Origin of the sequence: Streptomyces sp. NPDC049597 (genome assembly GCF_040675505.1) — a bacterium.
Taxonomy (GTDB): domain Bacteria; phylum Actinomycetota; class Actinomycetes; order Streptomycetales; family Streptomycetaceae; genus Streptomyces.
On record NZ_JBFAOY010000001.1, the window covers coordinates 249,280 to 266,190 of the forward strand.

A 16,911-nucleotide genomic window follows, 5' to 3' on the forward strand; every position below is an offset into this window, starting at 1 on the left:
GATCACCGACACGTTGTCCGCGAGGTTGTTGGTGACGTAGGCGCGGGTGCCGTCCGGGGTGACCGCGACGCCGGAGGGGCCGTCACCGACGGGGACGGTGGTGGTCACGGTGTTGGTGGCGGTATCGATCACCGACACGTCGTCGGACAGAAAGTTGGTGACGTAGACGCGCGTGCCGTCCGGGGTGACCGCGACGCCGGAGGGGCCGTCACCGACGGGGACGGTGGTGATGACGGTGTCGGTGGCGGTATCGATCACCGACACGTCGTCCGAGCTGAAGTTGGCGACGTAGGCGAAGGTCCCGGTCTGCGCGGCGGCGGGCGTGGCCACAGCGAGCGGGACGGTCAGGCCGGCCAGGACCGCAAACCCCGCCAACCAGGCCCGCACCATGCCCCACCACGAGCCCCCGCCCCCGCGAGGTCGCCCCGTATTCCCCCGCTCAGACGCCCCCCATACCGCGATACCCGACATGCAGACCTCCTGCAGTGCACCGCACCGACGTGTGCGATTGCTCCTAATGAAGCCGGCGATCGATGCCCGCTCAGGGCGTCCGGGATCGCCGCGGCGCTGATGATCGCCGCAGCCGAGGCTATGTGCCGTGATCGGCTCGCGTGTGCTCGAACCGCGTGGATGAGGGCCGTATGGGCGAGCCGGGTAGCCCATGCGGACACTCACGTCGCCTGCTCCCCGCGTGGCGAGTTGGTACTGCGTCCGTGGGTCCGCACCTGCCGGGGTCAGTCGCGCGGCAGCTCGATCGTCACTCGACCGCAGCCGAAGCGCGCCGCCTCGGCGGCGACGTATCCCGGCATGACGTCGGCGAGGAAGTTCCTGCCGCCGTCCATGGCTTCGAGCTGCTCGGCCAGGAACACCACGGGTCCCGTCTGGCACTGCGCCCGGTACACCGCACGCCTCGGGCCGGCCGTCCCGTAACCCTTGTCGTCGCTCTCGGCCCCGAGGCGCGTCCCGCCGTACAGCAGTTCCTTGTCCTCGTCGTCGTCCGACGCCACCTCGACCGTGCACGTCCCCTGCGGCCGCCCTGCGGCCGGCGGCGCGGACTCGGTGCCGCGCCGCTCGGCACCTGACTCGTCCACGGCCTCGTCGCCGAGCAGGTGCGGGCCGCTGTTCTGCTGCCACGCGCCCCAGCAGTAGGCGTCCTTGAACGGCCCGCTGTCCGTGGCCCACAGCCAGATCCCGGTCGCGAAGACCGCGCCGACCGCCACCCCGGCTATGACGCCGAGGCGCTTCCGTCTGCTACCGGCCATGACTTTCCGCCTTGCGAACCCGCGAAGTCAGAGCAAACGCAGCGATGGTACGCGGCAGCCGGTCAGAGCGCGGCGGCGGCTCCCACGAACGCCGCGAAGGCGGCGGGGGTGAGGGTGAGGACGGGTCCTTCGGGGTTCTTGGAGTCGCGGACGGCGATGTGAGGGGCGAGGTCGGCGACCTCGAGGCACTCACCGCCGGTGTCGCCGCTGTACGAGGACTTGCGCCAGGTCGCGCCGCCGAGGGGGGCGCACTCGATGCACTCACCGCCGCTGGAACCGCTGTAGGACGACTTACGCCACTGCGGGCCCGTCACCTTCTGGCTGCCCATAACGTTCCTCCATCACGCGAGTGATCAGCGCCGCCGAGTCCCTCGGGGAGAGGGCCGCCGCTTGCAGGTGAGCGTATCCGACCGAACGCTCCTTGATCACTTGCGGATCGGCCGTCATGTGACCACCGTCGTAGCTCTCTGCGTAGAAGACATCGGGGTCCCCGTCGAAACGCAGAACAGTGAACGAGCCCATCATTCCCGCATGTTGTCCAACCGAGTCCGGGAGCACCTGAATGTTGGCCCACGGGCGGTCAAGGACGCCCAACAGGTGCGCAAGTTGGTGGCGCATGACCTCGCGGCCCCCGATCTCCCTGCGGAGCGCCGCCTCGTCCAGCACCACCCACAACGCCGGCGGCTCCGTTCGCTCGAGGATGCGCTGGCGCTCCATGCGCGCCGCGACCACCTCGTCGAGCTTGTCCGGGTTTTCGATGCCCAGGACCGCCCGCGCGTAGTCCTCCGTCTGCAACAGCCCGTACACCAACTGCGCCTGGTACGTCGAGATGTACGCCGCCTTCGCCTCCATCTCCGCGTACGCCTGGAACCAGTGCGGCAGTTGGCTGCGCAGCACCAGGCCGACCAGCCGGGAGAACATCCCGTCCGTGCCCAGCGCCGCGTCCACCCGTTCGCTGAAGTCGCGGGTCGGGACCTTCTTCGCCGTCTCGATCTGGCCGACCAGCGAGCCCGTGACGAAGATGCACGAGCCCAACTGCGCCTGGTTCATGCCCGTCGCCTCTCGCCGACGTCGCAGTTCGGCACCGTAGTAGTCCAGCGGCGATGCACTGGGGTCGAGATTGCGCATCTGATACAAGGCGATCGCCCCCGTTCGTGAACAGCTCGTAGCCGAGCGTAAGCAGCGCCCCGCTCGTACGTGACGTGAATCACGTAAAGGACCTCGTTCAGGGCGGTTACCCGCCCGTAGGGCACGATGGCCTCCGATCCGCACCACCCGCCCGGAGGACCGCATGCCGCCCGCCACCCCCAAGCCGGAGATCCTCGCCGCCTTCGAGGCCGCCAAGGGCTTCATGCCCGTGGACGAGGGGCTGGCCCTGTACGCGGCCGCCGTCGAGGCGGGGGCGCTCGGGCTGCCGCTGCTCGAAGTGGGGACGTACTGCGGGCGCTCGACGATCCTGCTCGCCGACGCGGCCCGCGAGGCCGGGACGGTGGCGGTGACCGTGGACCACCACCGGGGCAGCGAGGAGCAGCAGCCGGGCTGGGACTACCACGACCCGGAGGTGGTGGACCCCGAGGTGGGCCTGATGGACACGCTGCCCACCTTCCGCCGCACGCTGCACCGCGCGGGTCTGGAGGACCACGTGATCGCGGTCGTCGGCCGGTCGCCGCAGGCGGCGCGGGTGTGGGGCGGCAAGGTCGGCCTGGTCTTCGTCGACGGCGGCCACACGGACGAGCACGCGACGAACGACTACGAGGGGTGGGCGCCGCACATCGCGGAGGGCGGTCTGTTGGTGATCCACGACGTGTTCCCCGACCCGGTGGACGAATTCACCGGCCAGGCCCCGTACCGCGTCTGCCTGCGGGCGCTGGGGTCGGGCGCGTTCAGTGAGGTGTCGGCGACGGGCTCGCTGCGTGTGCTGCGGCGCACGGGCGCGGGGATCTGATTCCGGCGGGCCGCCCGGCTAGCATCGCGACCGTGCCGTACGACGAGAACCAGCACCCGTACACCGGACCGCGCCGCTCCCGGCGCGGTCTCGTCGCTGTCGCCGCTCTCGTGCCCGTGGGCCTCGCCGGATGGCTGATCTGGCACGGGGCGGGCGGGAACGACGCCCCGGGACCCGCGGCGGCCTCGACCCCGTCGTCCGCGGGCAAGCCGGGCGACGCCGGTCCGACCGCCTCGCCCTCCCTCAGCGCCTCGCCCTCCCCCAGCGCGTCGGCCACGAGTTCCAGGGCTCCGGAGCGGCCCCGGGCCAAGGGGCCGCTCGCCGGGAAGGTGGTCGTGGTCGACCCCGGGCACAACCCCGGCAACTTCCGTCACCCGAGCGAGATCAACAAGCTCGTGGACATCGGGACGAACCGCAAGGAATGCGACACCACGGGCACGGCGACCGTCGACGGATACCGTGAGGCCGATTTCACCCTCGATGTTTCACGACGTCTTCGCACCTTGCTGGAGAAGCAGGGCGCACGGGTCGAATTCACCCAGGAGAACGACCGTCCGTTCGGCCCCTGCGTCGACGAACGGGCACGGTTCGGCAACGAAGCGAAGGCCGACGCCGTGATCTCCGTGCACGCGGACGGTTCGGGGACCGGAAACCGCGGATTCCACGTCATCCTGCCGGCGCTCGTCAAGGGCGGTGCCGCGGACACGTCGAAGATCGTCGGACCCTCCCGTGACCTGGGCGAACGCATCGCGGGCCACTTCCTGCGCGCGACCGGGAGCGCGCCGTCCAACTACGTCGGCGGCGGTACGGGACTTGATGTGCGGGGGGATCTGGGCGGGCTCAACCTGTCCACCGTTCCCAAGGTGTTCATCGAATGCGGCAATATGCGTGATGCCGAGGACGCCGCTCTGCTGACCAGTCCGGGCTGGCGTCAGAAGGCGGCCCAGGGGATGGCGGACGGGATCGGCAGCTACCTCCGGAAATGACCCGGGCAACTGCGATACCCGGAGGACGGGCGGAACCGGCGGACGATAGATTCGCCTCTACGATGGGGAGTCACCCCCGAGCTCCGCGTCCGTGCACCCGCCCGACCAGGCGGCAGCGACGACCGCCCCGATGAGACGACCTACGAAGGACTGACACGTGAACATCCGCTCCCTCACTCGAGGCGATGGCGTGGTGATCGGAGCAGCGGTGTTGCTGTTCATCGCCTCGTTCCTCGACACGTTCGACTGCTCCGGCAGTGAATGCGACGACGTGCCGACCGCCTGGGACAACGGATCCCTGCTCCTGGGCTTCTACCTCGCCGGCATCATCGGTGCGGCCCTGATCGTCCTGTCCCGTGCGCTGCCGCAGCCTCCGAAGGTCATCGGCCTCGACCTCGGCCAGCTCGGTGTCGCGCTGACGCTCTTCACGGCCTGGTCCGCGCTCGGCGCGATCTTCGACCCGGCCGGTTCGCTCAACGCCGAGGGCTTCAGCCCCGATTCGGGCACCGGACTCATCCTCGGCTTCATCGCCGCGCTCGTGCTCGCCGCCGGCGCCGTCTGCACCCTGCTGGTGCCCGCCTTCAAGGCCCCGCTCATCGGCGCCCCCCGCCCGGCCGCCCCGCAGCCGTACGGCATGCAGCCGCAGGGGGGTTACGGTTACCCGGGCGCCCAGCAGCAGCCCTACGGCGCCCAGCCGGGTCAGCCGCAGCCTTACGGTGCCCAGGCGGGCGCTCCGCAGGCCGGCCACCCCGGTCAGCAGGCCGCTCCGGCCCCGGCCGACGCCTCGCAGGGCGGTGCGGCGTCCGACTTCTCGCCGTTCTGGTTCGCCGTGCCCGTCGCCCGGCCGCTGTACGGCGAGGACGGTTCGCCCACGCCGATCGCCGAACTCGCCCCCGGCACCTGGTACCTGGCGGTCGAGCAGCGCGGTCCGGGCCTGGTGGCCCAGACCCAGGACGGCCGTCGCGGCGTCCTGCAGGACACGTCGGGCATCCAGCGCGGCTGACGTCGCGCACGCCTTCGCGGCCCCTCGCCCTTCCGGGCGGGGGGCCGCTGCCGTACTCTGACGCCCCGTCAGAAGTCGGCTGCGGGAGGCGGCGCACATGCGACTGGGACTCGCCCTCGGCTACTGGGGCCGCGGCCCCGACCCCGCCCACCTCGAACTGGCCCTGGAGGCCGAGCGGTTGGGCTACGACTCGGTGTGGACGGCTGAGGCGTGGGGGTCGGACGCGTTCACGCCGCTGACCTGGATCGCCGCGCACACCTCCCGTATCCGGCTGGGAACGGCGGTCGCGCAGATGGCCGCGCGCACTCCGACGGCGACGGCGATGCACGCGCTGACGCTCGACCATCTGTCCGGCGGGCGGATGATGCTGGGGCTCGGCCTGTCGGGGCCGCAGGTGGTGGAGGGCTGGTACGGACGCCCGTTCCCGGCGAGCCCGCTGACCGCGACGCGCGAGTACGTGGGCATCATCCGCCAAGTCCTCGCCCGCGAGCGGCCCGTGGAGCTCGCGGGGCGCTTCCACTCCCATCCGTACGCGGGCGCGGACGGCACGGGCACGGGCAAGCCCCTGAAGCCGATCACGCATCCGCTGCGGGCGGACCTGCCGGTGCTGCTGGGTGCGGAGGGGCCGAAGAACATCGCGCTGACGACGCGCATCGCCGACGGCTGGCTGCCGCTGTACTGGTCGCCGCTGCGGACGGACGTCTACGCGGCGTCTTTGGCATCTCTGCCCGAGGGCTTCGTCGTCGCGCCGATGGCACGGGCCCGCGTCTGCGACAACGTGGCCGAGGGGCTGCTGCCCGTGAAGGCGATGCTCGGCTTCTACATCGGCGGCATGGGGCACGCCGCGCGCAACTTCCACGCGGATCTGATGGGGCGGATGGGCTTCGAGGAGGAGGCGCGCCGGGTGCAGGAGCTGTTCCTCGCGGGACGCCGCGAGGAGGCGGTGCTGGCCGTGCCGGACGCGTTCGCGGACGAGATCTCGCTCACCGGGCCCAGGGAACGGATCGCGGAGCGGCTGGAGCTCTGGCGCAAGGGGCCCGTCACGGACCTGCTGGTGACGGCACCGGACCCGCACACGCTGCGGGTGCTCGCGGAACTGAACGCCTAGGCTCAGCCGCCCAGTTGGGACACCGACGGGACCTTGTCGGTGACCGGTGCGCCCGCGCTCCTGCCCGCGTCCTTGACGTCCTTGATGACGGACTCGAACGACGCGATGTCGGCCTCGCCCGCCTCGCCGTTGCGGAGCTTGGTGCCGAGGCCCTTGAGCTTGTCGATGCCGGCGGTGAGCGGTGCGACGGCCTTGGCGAGGAGGGGGTCGTTCTTGGCGTTCTCGACGGCGGCCTTGAGCCGGTTGTACGCGAAGGCGCCGGCGAGACCGGCCTTGACGAGGGCGAAGGTGCGGCCGTCCGCGCCCTTCTCGAACCGGCCCTCGCGGTAGGGCTTCACGATCCACTGGTACGTGGCGCCGGCGGCGAGGCCCGCGTTGGCGACGAAGCGGGTCTTGGCGAACTTCTGCTTCTCGGCGGACGCGGCGCTGGTGGGCGTCGCCGTCTCGGCGGTGCCGGCTCCCTCGTCTCCTCCGCAGGCGACGGCACCGCTGAGCAGCGCGCAGCACAGGAGCAGGCTGACGAGCAGGCGGCGTATCGGGGTGGTCGGTACGGGCACGGCTGACCTCCGGGCGGACGGGTTACGACCGTCTCCCGGGCCGGGCCCCGACGCCATCGGGATTGGCCCGAACGGGTTTCACGCACGCACAAGCGGCAAGACGCTGGTCATGACAACACACGCGAGAAACACCGCGGTGGCGGCGCGGATCGTTGTCGTCGTCGCGGACGTCATGGCCGCCGTGATCGGCCTGTGGATCCTGATGTACCTGCTGGAGGCCAACCGCGCGAACGACCTCGTGGAGTTCGTCCGCGGGACGGCCCGGTGGCTGGCCGGCTGGTCGCACGACCTGTTCACGTTCGACAAGGAATGGGCGAGGGTGGTGGCGGGCTACGGTTTGGCGGCGCTGGTGTACCTGGTCGTGGGGCACGGGGTGGCGGGGCAGCTGCGGAAGCGGTAGCCGTTGCGGGGGCGTTTCCCCCACCCCGCCCCTCCCCGAACCGGGGCTTCGCCCCGGACCCCGGACCCCGTACCGCGCTGCGCGCGGTGTCCTCAATCGCCGGACGGGCTGGATTTCGCTCCGCGACATCAGCCCCGCCGGCGATTGGGCGCGGACCACGGGGCTTGCGGCAGAGCCCCACAGGCGCGCCGCGCACACCCAGCCCCGCCGGCGATCGAGACGCGGGGGTACAGGACTTGGGGCAAAGCCCCCACAGGCGCGCCGCGCAAATAGCCCCGCCGGCGATCGAGACCCGGAGGTACAGGGCTTGGCGCGGAGCCCCCACAGGCGCGCCGCGCAAATAGCCCCGCCGGCGATTGAGGCGCGGGGGTACGGGGGCGGAGCCCCCGAAAGGCACCGCGCGGAGCGCGGTGCCGGGGTCCGGGGCGGAGCCCCGGTTCAGGGAAAGGGCGGGGTGGGGGAAACGCCCCCGGTCACAGCAACCCGCAGCAGTCCCCCGCCAGCCCCCTCGGCAACCGCTCCCCCCCGAACACCGCCGTCGTCGCCTCGTCGCCCCCCAGCGCCGCCACCGCCAGCAGCAGGGAGCCCGCCGTCCAGGTGGTCAGTTCCTCCGGCCACATCGCGCGGTCGCCCTCGAAGACGTAGCCCGTCCAGTACATGCCGTCCTCGGCGCGCAGGTGCCGGATGGACTGGAGGATCTCCAGCGCGCGGTCGGACTCGCCCATCGCCCACAGCGCCAGCGCCAGTTCGCAGCTCTCACCGCCCGTGACCCACGGGTTCGGCAGGACGCAGCGCACGCCCAGGCCCGGGACCACGAAGTCGTCCCAGCGGGACTCGATCCGCGCCGTGGCCTCCGTGCCCGTGACCGCGCCGCCGAGGACCGGGTAGTACCAGTCCATCGAGTAGCGGTCCTTGTCGAGGAAGCGTTCGGGGTGGTGGCGGATCGCGTGGGCCAGGGCCCCGGTGGCGAGCTCCCAGTCCGGCTGGGGCTCCTCCCGCTCCTCCGCGATCGCGAGCGCGCACCGCAGCGCGTGGTGGATCGACGAACTGCCGGTCAGCAGCGCGTCGTTCACCGCCGTGCCGTCCGGCTCGCGCTTCCAGCCGATCTGGCCGCCCGGCTGCTGGAGGCCGAGCACGAACTCGACCGCCGCGAACACGGTCGGCCACATCCGGTCGAGGAACGCCTCGTCGCCCGTGGTCAGGTAGTGGTGCCAGACGCCCACCGCTATGTACGCGCAGAAGTTGGACTCGCGGCCGTGGTCGGTCACGGCGTCCGGGTCGCCGTCGTGGTAGGCGGCGTACCAGGAGCCGTCGTCGTTCTGGTGGCGGGCCAGCCACGCGTAGGCGCGGGCCGCCGCCTCGTGCTCGCCCCCCGCGTCCAGCGCCATCGCGGCCTCGGTGTGGTCCCACGGGTCGAGGTGGTGGCCCCGGAACCACGGGATCGCGCCGTCCTCGCGCTGCGCGGCGAGGATGCCCGCGACGGTCTGCACGGCCTGCTCGGCGGTCAGGACCCCGGGCAGGACGAGGTGGTCCGTCGTGGCCGGGGGCGCGGGTGGCCGCTGTCCGGTGGGCGGTTTCCCCGGGGTGGCACCGGGGCGGCGCGACGTCGTCACGCCTCTGCCTTGGGCAGATGGGGCTTGGTCGCGTACGCCACGAAACTCTTGCCGACGACCGGGTTGAGGAGCTGCTCCGCGAGCCGGGTCGCGAGCGGCTTCTTCATGATGTCCCAGACCAGCAGCTTGTGGTACGCCCGCACGGGCAGCGCCTTGTCGTTGTCCACTCCGAAGGCGCACTTGAGCCACCAGTACGGCGAGTGCAGCGCGTGCGCGTGGTGCGTCCCGTACGGCTTGAGGCCGGCTTCCCGGATCTTGGCGAGCAGTTCGTCGGCCTTGTAGATGCGGATGTGGCCGCCCTCGACCTCGTGGTACGCGTCGCTCAGCGCCCAGCAGACCTTCTCCGGGCCGTAGCGCGGCACGGTGACGGCGATCCGGCCGCCGGGCCGCAGCACGCGGACCATCTCGGCGAGCACGCCCTTGTCGTCGGGGATGTGCTCCATCACCTCGGAGATGATCACGACGTCGAAGGACTCGTCGGGGAACGGCAGGTTGAGCGCGTCGCCCTCCATCGCGGTGGCCGTGGCGCCCTCGGGCGCCTCACCCGCCTCCTTCATCGCGGCGAACCACTTGGCGACCTCGCGGATCTCCTCGGCGTTCTGGTCCAGGGCCACGACCTGCGCACCGCGCCGGTAACACTCGAACGCGTGCCGGCCTGCGCCGCAGCCCAGGTCGAGCACGCGGTCGCCCGGGGCGAGCGGAAAGCGGGAGAAGTCGACGGTCAGCACGGGGGTCTGCCTTCCTGGGGGCGGAGCTGGTGTGCGGGGGGTCAGGAGGTGTGGGTACGGACGGGTGCGGGCGAGGCGGCGATGGCCTCCCGGTAGCGCTCGGCCGTGCCGATCGCGGCCTGCTTCCAGGTGAAGCGGGCGAGCACCCGGGCCCTGCCCGCCGCGCCGAGCCGGGCCCGCAGGTCCGCGTCGCCGAGGAGGCGGCGCAGGGCAGTGGCCAGGGCCTCGGCGTCGCCGGGCGGCACGGCCAGGCACGTCTCGCCGTCGGGGCCCGCGACCTCGGGGATCGCGCCGCCCGTGGTGGCGACGAGCGGGGTGCCGGTGGCCATGGCCTCGGCGGCGGGCAGCGAGAAGCCCTCGTACAGGGACGGCACGCAGGCGATCTGGGCGCTGCGCACGAGGTCGACGAGTTCGGCGTCGGTGATGCCCTTGACGAACCGGACGGCGTCCGCGAGTCCGTACCGTTCGATGAGCTGGGCGACGGGGCCGTCCTCGGCGCGCTTGCCGACGACGACGAGGTGGGCGTCCGGGTTCTCGGTGCGCAGTTTCGCCAGGGCCTCGACGAGGTGGACGAGGCCCTTGAGGGGCACGTCGGCGCTGGAGGTGGTGACGATCCGGCCGGGGACCTCGGCGACCGAGGGATTCGGCGAGAAGAGGTCGGTGTCGGCGCCGATGTGGACGACGTGGATCCGGTCGCCGCGTACGCCGAGGTGGTCGGTGATCTCCTGCCGCGAGGAGCCGGAGACGGTGAGCACGGACGGGAGGCGGCGGGCGACGCGCTTCTGCATGCGGGTGAAGGCGTACCAGCGGCGTACCGAGGCCCGGCGCTTCCAGTCGGCGGCGGCGTCCAGGTCGAGCTGCCGGTCGACGGTGATCGGGTGGTGGATCGTGGTGACGAGCGGGGCGCCGAGGTCGCCGAGGAGCCCGTAGCCGAGGGTCTGGTTGTCGTGGACCACGTCGAACTCGCCGCGCCGGGCCCGCAGATGGCGGCGGGCGCGCAGGGAGAAGGTCAGGGGCTCGGGGAAGCCGCCGGTCCACATGGTGGCGACCTCGAGGCCGTCGATCCAGTCGCGGTACTCGCCGCGCCCGGGCGTGCGGAACGGGTCGGGCTGGCGGTACAGGTCGAGGCTCGGCAGCTCGGTGAGCGGCACGCCCTCGTCGAGGACCGGGTAGGGCTGGGCGCCTATGACCTCGACGTGGTGGCCGAGGCGGGCGAGCTCGCGCGACAGATGGCGTACGTAGACGCCCTGGCCGCCGCAGAACGGGTTCCCCTTGTACGTCAGGAGCGCGATGCGCAGCGGGGAGTCGCCGTCGCCGGACGCGCCCGCACGGGGGCCGATCTCTATGGCCTCTGCGGTCACCCACGGCCCCCTTCTCACTGCGTTTCGCCGGAGCGTAATCGGTCGCGCTAATCTAGAACAAGTTTCAGACTTGATCGTTCGAGGAGCTTCGAATCTACCGGCAGGTAGCGCAACTGTGACCGGCGGATCAGGTGATTCGCGCCACGGCGGGCGTACCGTGCCGGGCGATCCGGACGCGTGCGGGGAACGGGACCTATGACAGCGGAAGCCAAGCCGGCGGTGCCTGTGTCACCGCCCCTGACCGAGCGCCAGGAGGCGCGCCGCCGTCGCATCCTGCACGCCAGCGCGCAGCTGGCCTGCAGAGGCGGCTTCGACGCCGTGCAGATGCGGGAGGTCGCGGAGGCGGCCGGAGTCGCCCTCGGCACGCTCTACCGCTACTTCCCCTCCAAGATCCATCTGCTGGTCGCGACGATGCAGGACCAGCTGGAGCGTCTGCACACCACCTTGCGCAAGCGCCCGCCGGGCGGCGAGGACGCGGCCGAGCGGGTGGCGGAGACCCTGATGCGGGCGTTCCGGGCGCTCCAGCGCGAACCGCAGCTCGCGGACGCGATGGTGCGGGCGCTGACGTTCGCCGACCGCAGCGTGAGCCCGGAGGTGGACACGGTCTCGCGGCAGACCACGGCGATCATCCTGGACGCGATGGGACTGGAGAACCCGACGCCTGAGCAGCTGTCCGCGGTGCGGGTGATCGAGCACACCTGGCACTCGGCGCTGATCACGTGGCTGTCGGGCCGGGCGTCCATCGCACAGGTGAAGATCGACATCGAGACGGTGTGCCGGCTGATCGATCTGACGGCGCCGGACGCGGCGGCCGCGCCCCCGAAGGGACGCGGCCGGACGGCGCGCTAGCCGCTGGGCGCCGGTGCGCCGGGCGGCTGTCAGGAGTCCTTGTTCTTCTCCAGGTCCTCCCGGAAGAGCTTCTCGCACGCGGGGCCGTTGTCCGTGGCGATAAAGGTGATCAGCAGGAACGTGTCCTTCTGGCCCTGGTAGCTCGCCTTCACGGTCCAGCCGCTCTTGTCCAGCGTCTTGATGACCGAGCCCTGCTGGTCGAAGTTCTGCGACTCCTTCCAGCCGCCCTTGCCGAGGGCCGCGACGGTCGCGTCGTAGGACGTCTTCGGGTCGGCGGCCTTCTTGTCGTCGGGCTGCCACGAGACCATGCAGCTCCTCAGGGCCGGCGGGACGTCGTCCGACGGCTTCTCGGTGAAGCCGGCCGCCGTGGCGGCGTCCGCGATCTCCTTGGTCACCGCGGCGGCGTCGAGGCTGCCCGCCTCGGCCGGGGCCTGCGAGGAGCCGGATCCGCCGCCCTTGCCCTCGTCGGAACCGCCCTCGCTGCCGCAGCCGGTCACCATGAGCACCACACCGGCAGCCGCGGCCGCCCACCTCGCCTTGCGCACAGTTCTCCCAATCCCAGGTGCACGGGGGCACGTTGCCCTCGTGATCATGGATCAGAAGTTTCGCACGATCGCGCGCGCGGACCCGCGCGACGCCCTCAGGGGGCGATGGGCAACCGGCGCTTGTGGTCGGTGAGGCGGTAGCGGCTGACGATCTTCTCGAAGGCCCGCTCGTCCACCGGCTTGCCCTCCAGGAAGTCGTCGATGTCGTCGTAGGTGACCCCGAGCGCGTCCTCGTCGGCCTTGCCGGGGTCGAGGGTCTCCAGGTCGGCCGTCGGGGTCTTCCACACCAGCTCGGCGGGCGCGCCCAGCGCGTCCGCGACGGCGCGCACCCGGCGCTTGGTCAGGCCGGTCAGCGGGACCAGGTCGGCCGCGCCGTCGCCGAACTTGGTGAAGAAGCCGGAGACCGCCTCGGCGGCGTGGTCGGTGCCGACGACCAGGCCGTCGTGCGCGCCGGCCACCGCGTACTGGGCGATCATGCGCTGGCGGGCCTTGATGTTGCCGTGCACGAAGTCCTGGTGGTGGGCGTCGCGGAAGGTCACCCCCGCGGCCAGCGCGGCTTCGAGCGCGGCGTCGCTCGCCGGCTTGATGTCCACCGTCAGCACGTGGTCGGCCCGGATGAAGGAGAGCGCGAGCTGGGCGTCGTGCTCGTCGGCCTGGACGCCGTAGGGCAGCCGCATCGCGTAGAACCGCGCCTCGTGGCCGGCTGCCCGGGCCCGCTCGACGGCGAGCTGGCACAGCCGGCCGGTGGTGGTGGAGTCGACGCCGCCGCTGATGCCGAGCACGAGGGAGCGCAGACCGGTGGAGGTCAGCCGCTCGGCGAGGAAGGCCACCCGGCGTTCGATCTCCCGCTCGGCCTCGAAGGTCTCGGCGACCTCGAGCTCCCGGGCGATCTCCTGCTGCAGGGCGATGGACGCCGGCTCGCTCACGTCTGCTCCTCGTTCCGGTCCGGTGTGCTGTGTCGCGCCCACCCTACCCAGCGGGTTTCCGGCGCAGCCGGGCCGGACGCCCGGTGGGAGCACTGCCGGACGGAGTCCGGGCCCCCGGCCGTGATCCGCCGGGCACCTGCGGGACGCGGCGCTCAGTCCTCCGGCGGGAAGACCGTCTCGCCGCTGTCCAGCAGCGTGATCGTGATCGCCTCGACGGGGCAGTTCTCGGCCGCGGCCAGGACCTCCTCGCTCGCGTCCGCCGTCTCGGCCCGCGGATGCGACTGCCGCGCGGTGTCGAGCCGGAAGCCGTCCGGAGCGTGGCCCACGCACATGCCCGAGCCGATGCACACGCCCCGGTCCACCTCGACGCGCCAGCGGTCACCCATCGGCCCGCGCCTCCCATCCGGCCGGCAGATGGATCATCTTGTGCTCCAGGTAGGCCCCGTACCCCTCGGGCCCGAACTCGCGCCCGAGGCCGGACTTCTTGTAGCCGCCGAACGGTCCGAGCATGTCCAGGCTGAAGGTGTTGACGTTGTACGTGCCCGTCCGCACCCGGCGCGCGAAGTCGATGCCGTGCTCGACGTCGGAGGTCCACACGCTGCCGCTGAGCCCGTAGTCGGAGTCGTTCGCGATCGCGGCGGCCTCGTCCTCGTCCTCGTAGGGCAGCAGGCAGATCACCGGGCCGAAGATCTCCTCGCGGGCGATGCGCATGGAGTTGTCGACGCCGCCGAAGAGGGTCGGCTCCACGTACCAGCCGCGGTCCAGGTGTGCCGGACGGCCGCCGCCGCTCAGGATCTTGGCACCCTCCTCCTGGCCGACGCGGATGTAGTCGAGCGAGCGCCGCTGCTGGCGTTCGGCGACCAGCGGTCCGACCTGGGTGGCCGCGTCCAGCGGGTCGCCGACGACCAGCTCGGATGCCGCAGCGGCGAACGCCTCGGCGATCTCGTCGTAGCGGCTGCGCGGCGCGAGGACACGGGTCTGGGCCACGCACGCCTGCCCGTTGTTCATCCACGCGGCCGGGACGATCCCGGCGACGGCTCCCGCCAGATCCGCGTCGGGCAGGATCACGGCCGCCGACTTGCCGCCCAGCTCCAGGGTGACGCGGGTGAGGTTGCGGGAGGCGACCGCCATGACACGCTTGCCGGCCGCGACCGAACCGGTGAAGGACACCTTGTCGACACCGGGGTGGCCGACCAGGTACTCGCTCACCTCACGGTCGGCCGGAAGGATCGACAGCACGCCCTCCGGCAGCCCGGCCTCCTGCGCGATCTCGCCGAGCAGGTAGGAGTCGAGCGGTGACTCGGGCGACGGTTTGAGGATCGCGGTGCAGCCCGCGAGGAGCGCCGGGGCGAGCTTGGCGGCGGCGGTGAACTGCGGGACGTTCCACGGGACGACGGCCGCGACGACCCCGACGGGCTCGCGGCGCACCAGCACGGGGCCGAGGACGCCGTCGCGGTGCTCCTCGTGGACGAAGCCGCGGGCGACCGCTGTGGCCGCGTCCCACACCATCATCGCGCCGAGGGCCTGGGCGAGGACGCTCCAGGAGTACGGGGAGCCGTTCTGCGCACTGATGCAGCGGGCGATCTCCTCGTGGCGTACGGCGATCGCGTCCTTGATCCGGGAGACGACCTCGATGCGTTCGCCGAGGGACATCCGGGGCCAGGGCCCCTCGTCGAAGGCGCGGCGCGCCACGGCGACGGCCCGGTCGACGTCCGCGCGCGAGGCGTGCGGGACGCGGCCGATGACCTCTTCGGTGTGCGGGGAGACGACGTCGATGGTGTCGCTCCCGAGCGGATCGGCCGGCCGGCCGCCGATGAACAGGTGTCGGTGCTCCTGGAAGTCGGTCATGACCGCTGCCTCCCGCTGGGCCGCCGTGTCCGGCGACGTGGCCCACGCCGCATCTGACGGTGCTTCAGAACTGATACCAGCTCCCGTTCCAGGAGTCCACGGGGCGCGGGCGACCGACAGTAGACACGGGCAACCATGAGAACCGGTTCTCGTTATAGTCGACGGACGGGCAACAGCCCTCAGGCGGACGGGAGATGAGCACTCCATGACGCAGGTGACCGACCACGGAGGGGGCGTACGGTCCCTCCGCGTCCCGATTCCCGACAATCCCCTCGGCCACACCGTGGTCCATCTCCTCGACACCGACCGCGGACCGGTGCTCGTCGACACGGGCTGGGACGACCCCCGGTCCTGGCACATCCTCACCGCCGGACTCGAAGCGTGCGGAACCTCGGCCGGCGAGATCCACGGCGTGATCGTCACCCACCACCACCCCGACCACCACGGTCTGTCCGGACGCGTCCGCGAGGCGTCCGGGGCGTGGATCGCGATGCACGCCGCCGACGCCGCCGTCGTGCGCCGCACCCGCGAGGCCGCACCTGGCGTGTGGCTCGCCTACCTGGCCGACAAGCTGGAGCGGGCCGGAGCACCCGAGGAGCACCTGGCCCCGCTGCGCGCCGCCCACGCCGCGGGCGGCGGCCGGCTGCCCGGACTGCGTGCCGCCCTGCCGGACCGCGAGATCGTCCCCGGCGAACTGCTCGACCTCGCGGGCCGCCGGCTGCGCGCCGTGTGGACGCCCGGCCACACCCCCGGCCACGTCTGCCTGCACCTGGAGGAGGACCACCCGGCACAGCGCCCCGGCCACGGGCGCCTGTTCTCCGGAGACCACCTGCTCCCCGGCATCACCCCGCACATCGGGCTGTACGAGGATCCTGACGACGACACCGTCACCGACCCCCTCGGCGACTACCTCGGCTCCCTCGAACGCGTCGGCCGGCTCGGCGTCGCCGAGGTGCTCCCCGCCCACCAGCACGCCTTCACCGACGCGACGGGCCGGGTGCGGGAGCTGCTCGCCCACCACGAGGAGCGGCTCGCCGGGCTGCTGCGCCTGCTGTCGACGCCGCTCACGCCCTGGCAGGTCGCGGAGCGGATGGAGTGGAACAGGCCCTGGGCAGAGATCCCGTACGGCTCCCGCACCATCGCGGTCTCCGAGGCCGAGTCCCACCTGCGGAGACTGGTGAAGCTGGGCCGCGCGCAGGAGGTGCCGGGCGGCTCCCCCGCGCGGTACGTCGCGTGTGACCGGATCCCGGGGTCGGCCGGTGACCGTCACACGGCCCCCGCGCGGCCCCTCACGCCGTGACCACGGGCGGCTCGCCCGTGGTCCACACGGCCCGCACGTCCATCCGGCTGATCCGCCAGCCGCCGGACGTGCGCCGCAGCTCCGCCTCGTGGACGCCGCCCACGGTGAACAGCGGGTTCGCCCCTTCGCCGCGCTCCCGCAGGGTCGAGTCGTGGTGGACGTGCACCATCAGCGCGTTCCACGAGGCGGTCGCCGTCTCCCCGTCGCCTGCGACGTCCACCAGGACGTCGCAGGCGATGTGCTGGGTGCGGGCGAACCGGCCGACGGCGACCTCGGCATGGCGTACGGCGTCGGCGCCTTCGGCGTCGCCGACCGGGGTCGTGGTCCGCACGTCGCTGGTGAAGCAGCCGTCGGCCCATCCGTCCGTGAACTCGCGGGCGTCCAGCGCCCGGAAGAGGCGGCTGACGAGCGTGCTGATGTCGTGGTGATCCCTCTGTGCGGTCATGACGGCGAGCGTGCCGCCTCAACCGCACTTGAGGT

20 protein-coding genes are annotated in these 16,911 nt (G+C 72.1%); 7 read left to right on the plus strand and 13 right to left on the minus strand.

The window, feature by feature from the left end; all coding sequences use genetic code 11:
* The 4 genes from AB0K02_RS01135 to AB0K02_RS01150 form a co-directional block, all read right to left on the minus strand.
* Positions 1-375: beta-propeller fold lactonase family protein (locus AB0K02_RS01135; RefSeq protein WP_365990231.1), on the minus strand; the 375-nt coding region annotated here is incomplete at its 3' end.
* A gap of 359 nt (positions 376-734) precedes the next feature.
* The gene (locus AB0K02_RS01140; RefSeq protein ID WP_365990232.1) at positions 735-1,262 is read right to left on the minus strand and encodes a hypothetical protein; all 528 of its coding nucleotides are present in this window, start codon (positions 1,260-1,262) and stop codon (positions 735-737) included.
* A 62-nt stretch (positions 1,263-1,324) separates the two neighbouring features.
* Positions 1,325-1,591 (minus strand): DUF397 domain-containing protein, encoded by a 267-nt coding sequence (locus AB0K02_RS01145; RefSeq protein WP_365990233.1) that lies wholly within the window; start codon positions 1,589-1,591, stop codon positions 1,325-1,327.
* A complete protein-coding gene (locus tag AB0K02_RS01150; RefSeq protein WP_365990234.1) occupies positions 1,554-2,399 on the minus strand; it encodes a helix-turn-helix transcriptional regulator in 846 nt (281 codons plus the stop codon). The genes AB0K02_RS01145 and AB0K02_RS01150 overlap by 38 nt, the downstream gene beginning before the upstream one ends.
* A gap of 154 nt (positions 2,400-2,553) precedes the next feature.
* Between AB0K02_RS01150 and AB0K02_RS01155 the strand changes: the two genes are divergently transcribed.
* The 4 genes from AB0K02_RS01155 to AB0K02_RS01170 all read left to right on the plus strand — a co-directional run bounded on the left by AB0K02_RS01155 (position 2,554) and on the right by AB0K02_RS01170 (position 6,304).
* The gene (locus tag AB0K02_RS01155) at positions 2,554-3,207 is read left to right on the plus strand and encodes a class I SAM-dependent methyltransferase (RefSeq protein ID WP_365990235.1); all 654 of its coding nucleotides are present in this window, start codon (positions 2,554-2,556) and stop codon (positions 3,205-3,207) included.
* Positions 3,208-3,239: 32 nt separating this feature from the next.
* The gene (locus tag AB0K02_RS01160; protein WP_365990236.1) at positions 3,240-4,193 is read left to right on the plus strand and encodes an N-acetylmuramoyl-L-alanine amidase; all 954 of its coding nucleotides are present in this window, start codon (positions 3,240-3,242) and stop codon (positions 4,191-4,193) included.
* A gap of 157 nt (positions 4,194-4,350) precedes the next feature.
* Positions 4,351-5,196 carry a hypothetical protein gene (locus AB0K02_RS01165; RefSeq protein WP_365990237.1) on the plus strand — a complete coding sequence of 282 codons (846 nt, stop codon included), beginning with the start codon at positions 4,351-4,353 and terminating at the stop codon, positions 5,194-5,196.
* 97 nt (positions 5,197-5,293) lie between these two features.
* Positions 5,294-6,304 carry an LLM class F420-dependent oxidoreductase gene (locus tag AB0K02_RS01170; protein WP_365990238.1) on the plus strand — a complete coding sequence of 337 codons (1,011 nt, stop codon included), beginning with the start codon at positions 5,294-5,296 and terminating at the stop codon, positions 6,302-6,304.
* A 2-nt stretch (positions 6,305-6,306) separates the two neighbouring features.
* Here AB0K02_RS01170 and AB0K02_RS01175 read toward each other — a convergent pair whose 3' ends face one another.
* The gene (locus AB0K02_RS01175) at positions 6,307-6,861 is read right to left on the minus strand and encodes a hypothetical protein (protein ID WP_365990239.1); all 555 of its coding nucleotides are present in this window, start codon (positions 6,859-6,861) and stop codon (positions 6,307-6,309) included.
* 109 nt (positions 6,862-6,970) lie between these two features.
* On the opposite strand from AB0K02_RS01175, the gene AB0K02_RS01180 reads away from it, so the two are divergent.
* Positions 6,971-7,261 carry a hypothetical protein gene (locus AB0K02_RS01180; RefSeq protein ID WP_365990240.1) on the plus strand — a complete coding sequence of 97 codons (291 nt, stop codon included), beginning with the start codon at positions 6,971-6,973 and terminating at the stop codon, positions 7,259-7,261.
* 473 nt (positions 7,262-7,734) lie between these two features.
* Here the strand turns inward: AB0K02_RS01180 and AB0K02_RS01185 are convergent, their stop codons facing one another.
* The 3 genes from AB0K02_RS01185 to AB0K02_RS01195 form a co-directional block, all read right to left on the minus strand.
* Positions 7,735-8,781 (minus strand): prenyltransferase, encoded by a 1,047-nt coding sequence (locus AB0K02_RS01185; protein WP_365990719.1) that lies wholly within the window; start codon positions 8,779-8,781, stop codon positions 7,735-7,737.
* A gap of 89 nt (positions 8,782-8,870) precedes the next feature.
* A complete protein-coding gene (locus AB0K02_RS01190) occupies positions 8,871-9,602 on the minus strand; it encodes a class I SAM-dependent methyltransferase (protein ID WP_365990241.1) in 732 nt (243 codons plus the stop codon).
* 41 nt (positions 9,603-9,643) lie between these two features.
* Complete coding sequence (locus AB0K02_RS01195; protein WP_365990242.1) at positions 9,644-10,963, minus strand: glycosyltransferase family 4 protein; 1,320 nt, start codon at positions 10,961-10,963, stop codon at positions 9,644-9,646.
* A 195-nt stretch (positions 10,964-11,158) separates the two neighbouring features.
* Between AB0K02_RS01195 and AB0K02_RS01200 the strand changes: the two genes are divergently transcribed.
* Entirely contained in the window at positions 11,159-11,812 is a 654-nt protein-coding gene (locus AB0K02_RS01200; RefSeq protein ID WP_365990243.1) for a TetR family transcriptional regulator, read from the plus strand.
* A gap of 29 nt (positions 11,813-11,841) precedes the next feature.
* On the opposite strand, the gene AB0K02_RS01205 is transcribed toward AB0K02_RS01200, so the two are convergent.
* From AB0K02_RS01205 to AB0K02_RS01220, 4 genes are all read right to left on the minus strand, one after another.
* Complete coding sequence (locus AB0K02_RS01205) at positions 11,842-12,357, minus strand: hypothetical protein (protein WP_365990244.1); 516 nt, start codon at positions 12,355-12,357, stop codon at positions 11,842-11,844.
* Between the two features lie 95 nt (positions 12,358-12,452).
* The gene (nadE, locus tag AB0K02_RS01210) at positions 12,453-13,283 is read right to left on the minus strand and encodes an ammonia-dependent NAD(+) synthetase (protein WP_365990245.1); all 831 of its coding nucleotides are present in this window, start codon (positions 13,281-13,283) and stop codon (positions 12,453-12,455) included.
* Between the two features lie 152 nt (positions 13,284-13,435).
* Positions 13,436-13,669, minus strand: coding sequence for a ferredoxin (locus tag AB0K02_RS01215; RefSeq protein WP_365990246.1), 234 nt, complete (start codon positions 13,667-13,669; stop codon positions 13,436-13,438).
* Positions 13,662-15,131 carry an aldehyde dehydrogenase gene (locus tag AB0K02_RS01220; RefSeq protein ID WP_365990247.1) on the minus strand — a complete coding sequence of 490 codons (1,470 nt, stop codon included), beginning with the start codon at positions 15,129-15,131 and terminating at the stop codon, positions 13,662-13,664. Before AB0K02_RS01220 ends, AB0K02_RS01215 begins: the two co-directional genes overlap by 8 nt.
* 205 nt (positions 15,132-15,336) lie before the next feature.
* Here AB0K02_RS01220 and AB0K02_RS01225 point away from each other — a divergent pair, with 205 nt between their 5' ends.
* A complete protein-coding gene (locus AB0K02_RS01225; protein WP_365990248.1) occupies positions 15,337-16,431 on the plus strand; it encodes an MBL fold metallo-hydrolase in 1,095 nt (364 codons plus the stop codon).
* On the opposite strand, the gene AB0K02_RS01230 is transcribed toward AB0K02_RS01225, so the two are convergent.
* A complete protein-coding gene (locus tag AB0K02_RS01230; RefSeq protein ID WP_365990249.1) occupies positions 16,421-16,876 on the minus strand; it encodes a nuclear transport factor 2 family protein in 456 nt (151 codons plus the stop codon). The genes AB0K02_RS01225 and AB0K02_RS01230 overlap by 11 nt on opposite strands.
* Positions 16,877-16,911 lie beyond the last annotated feature (35 nt).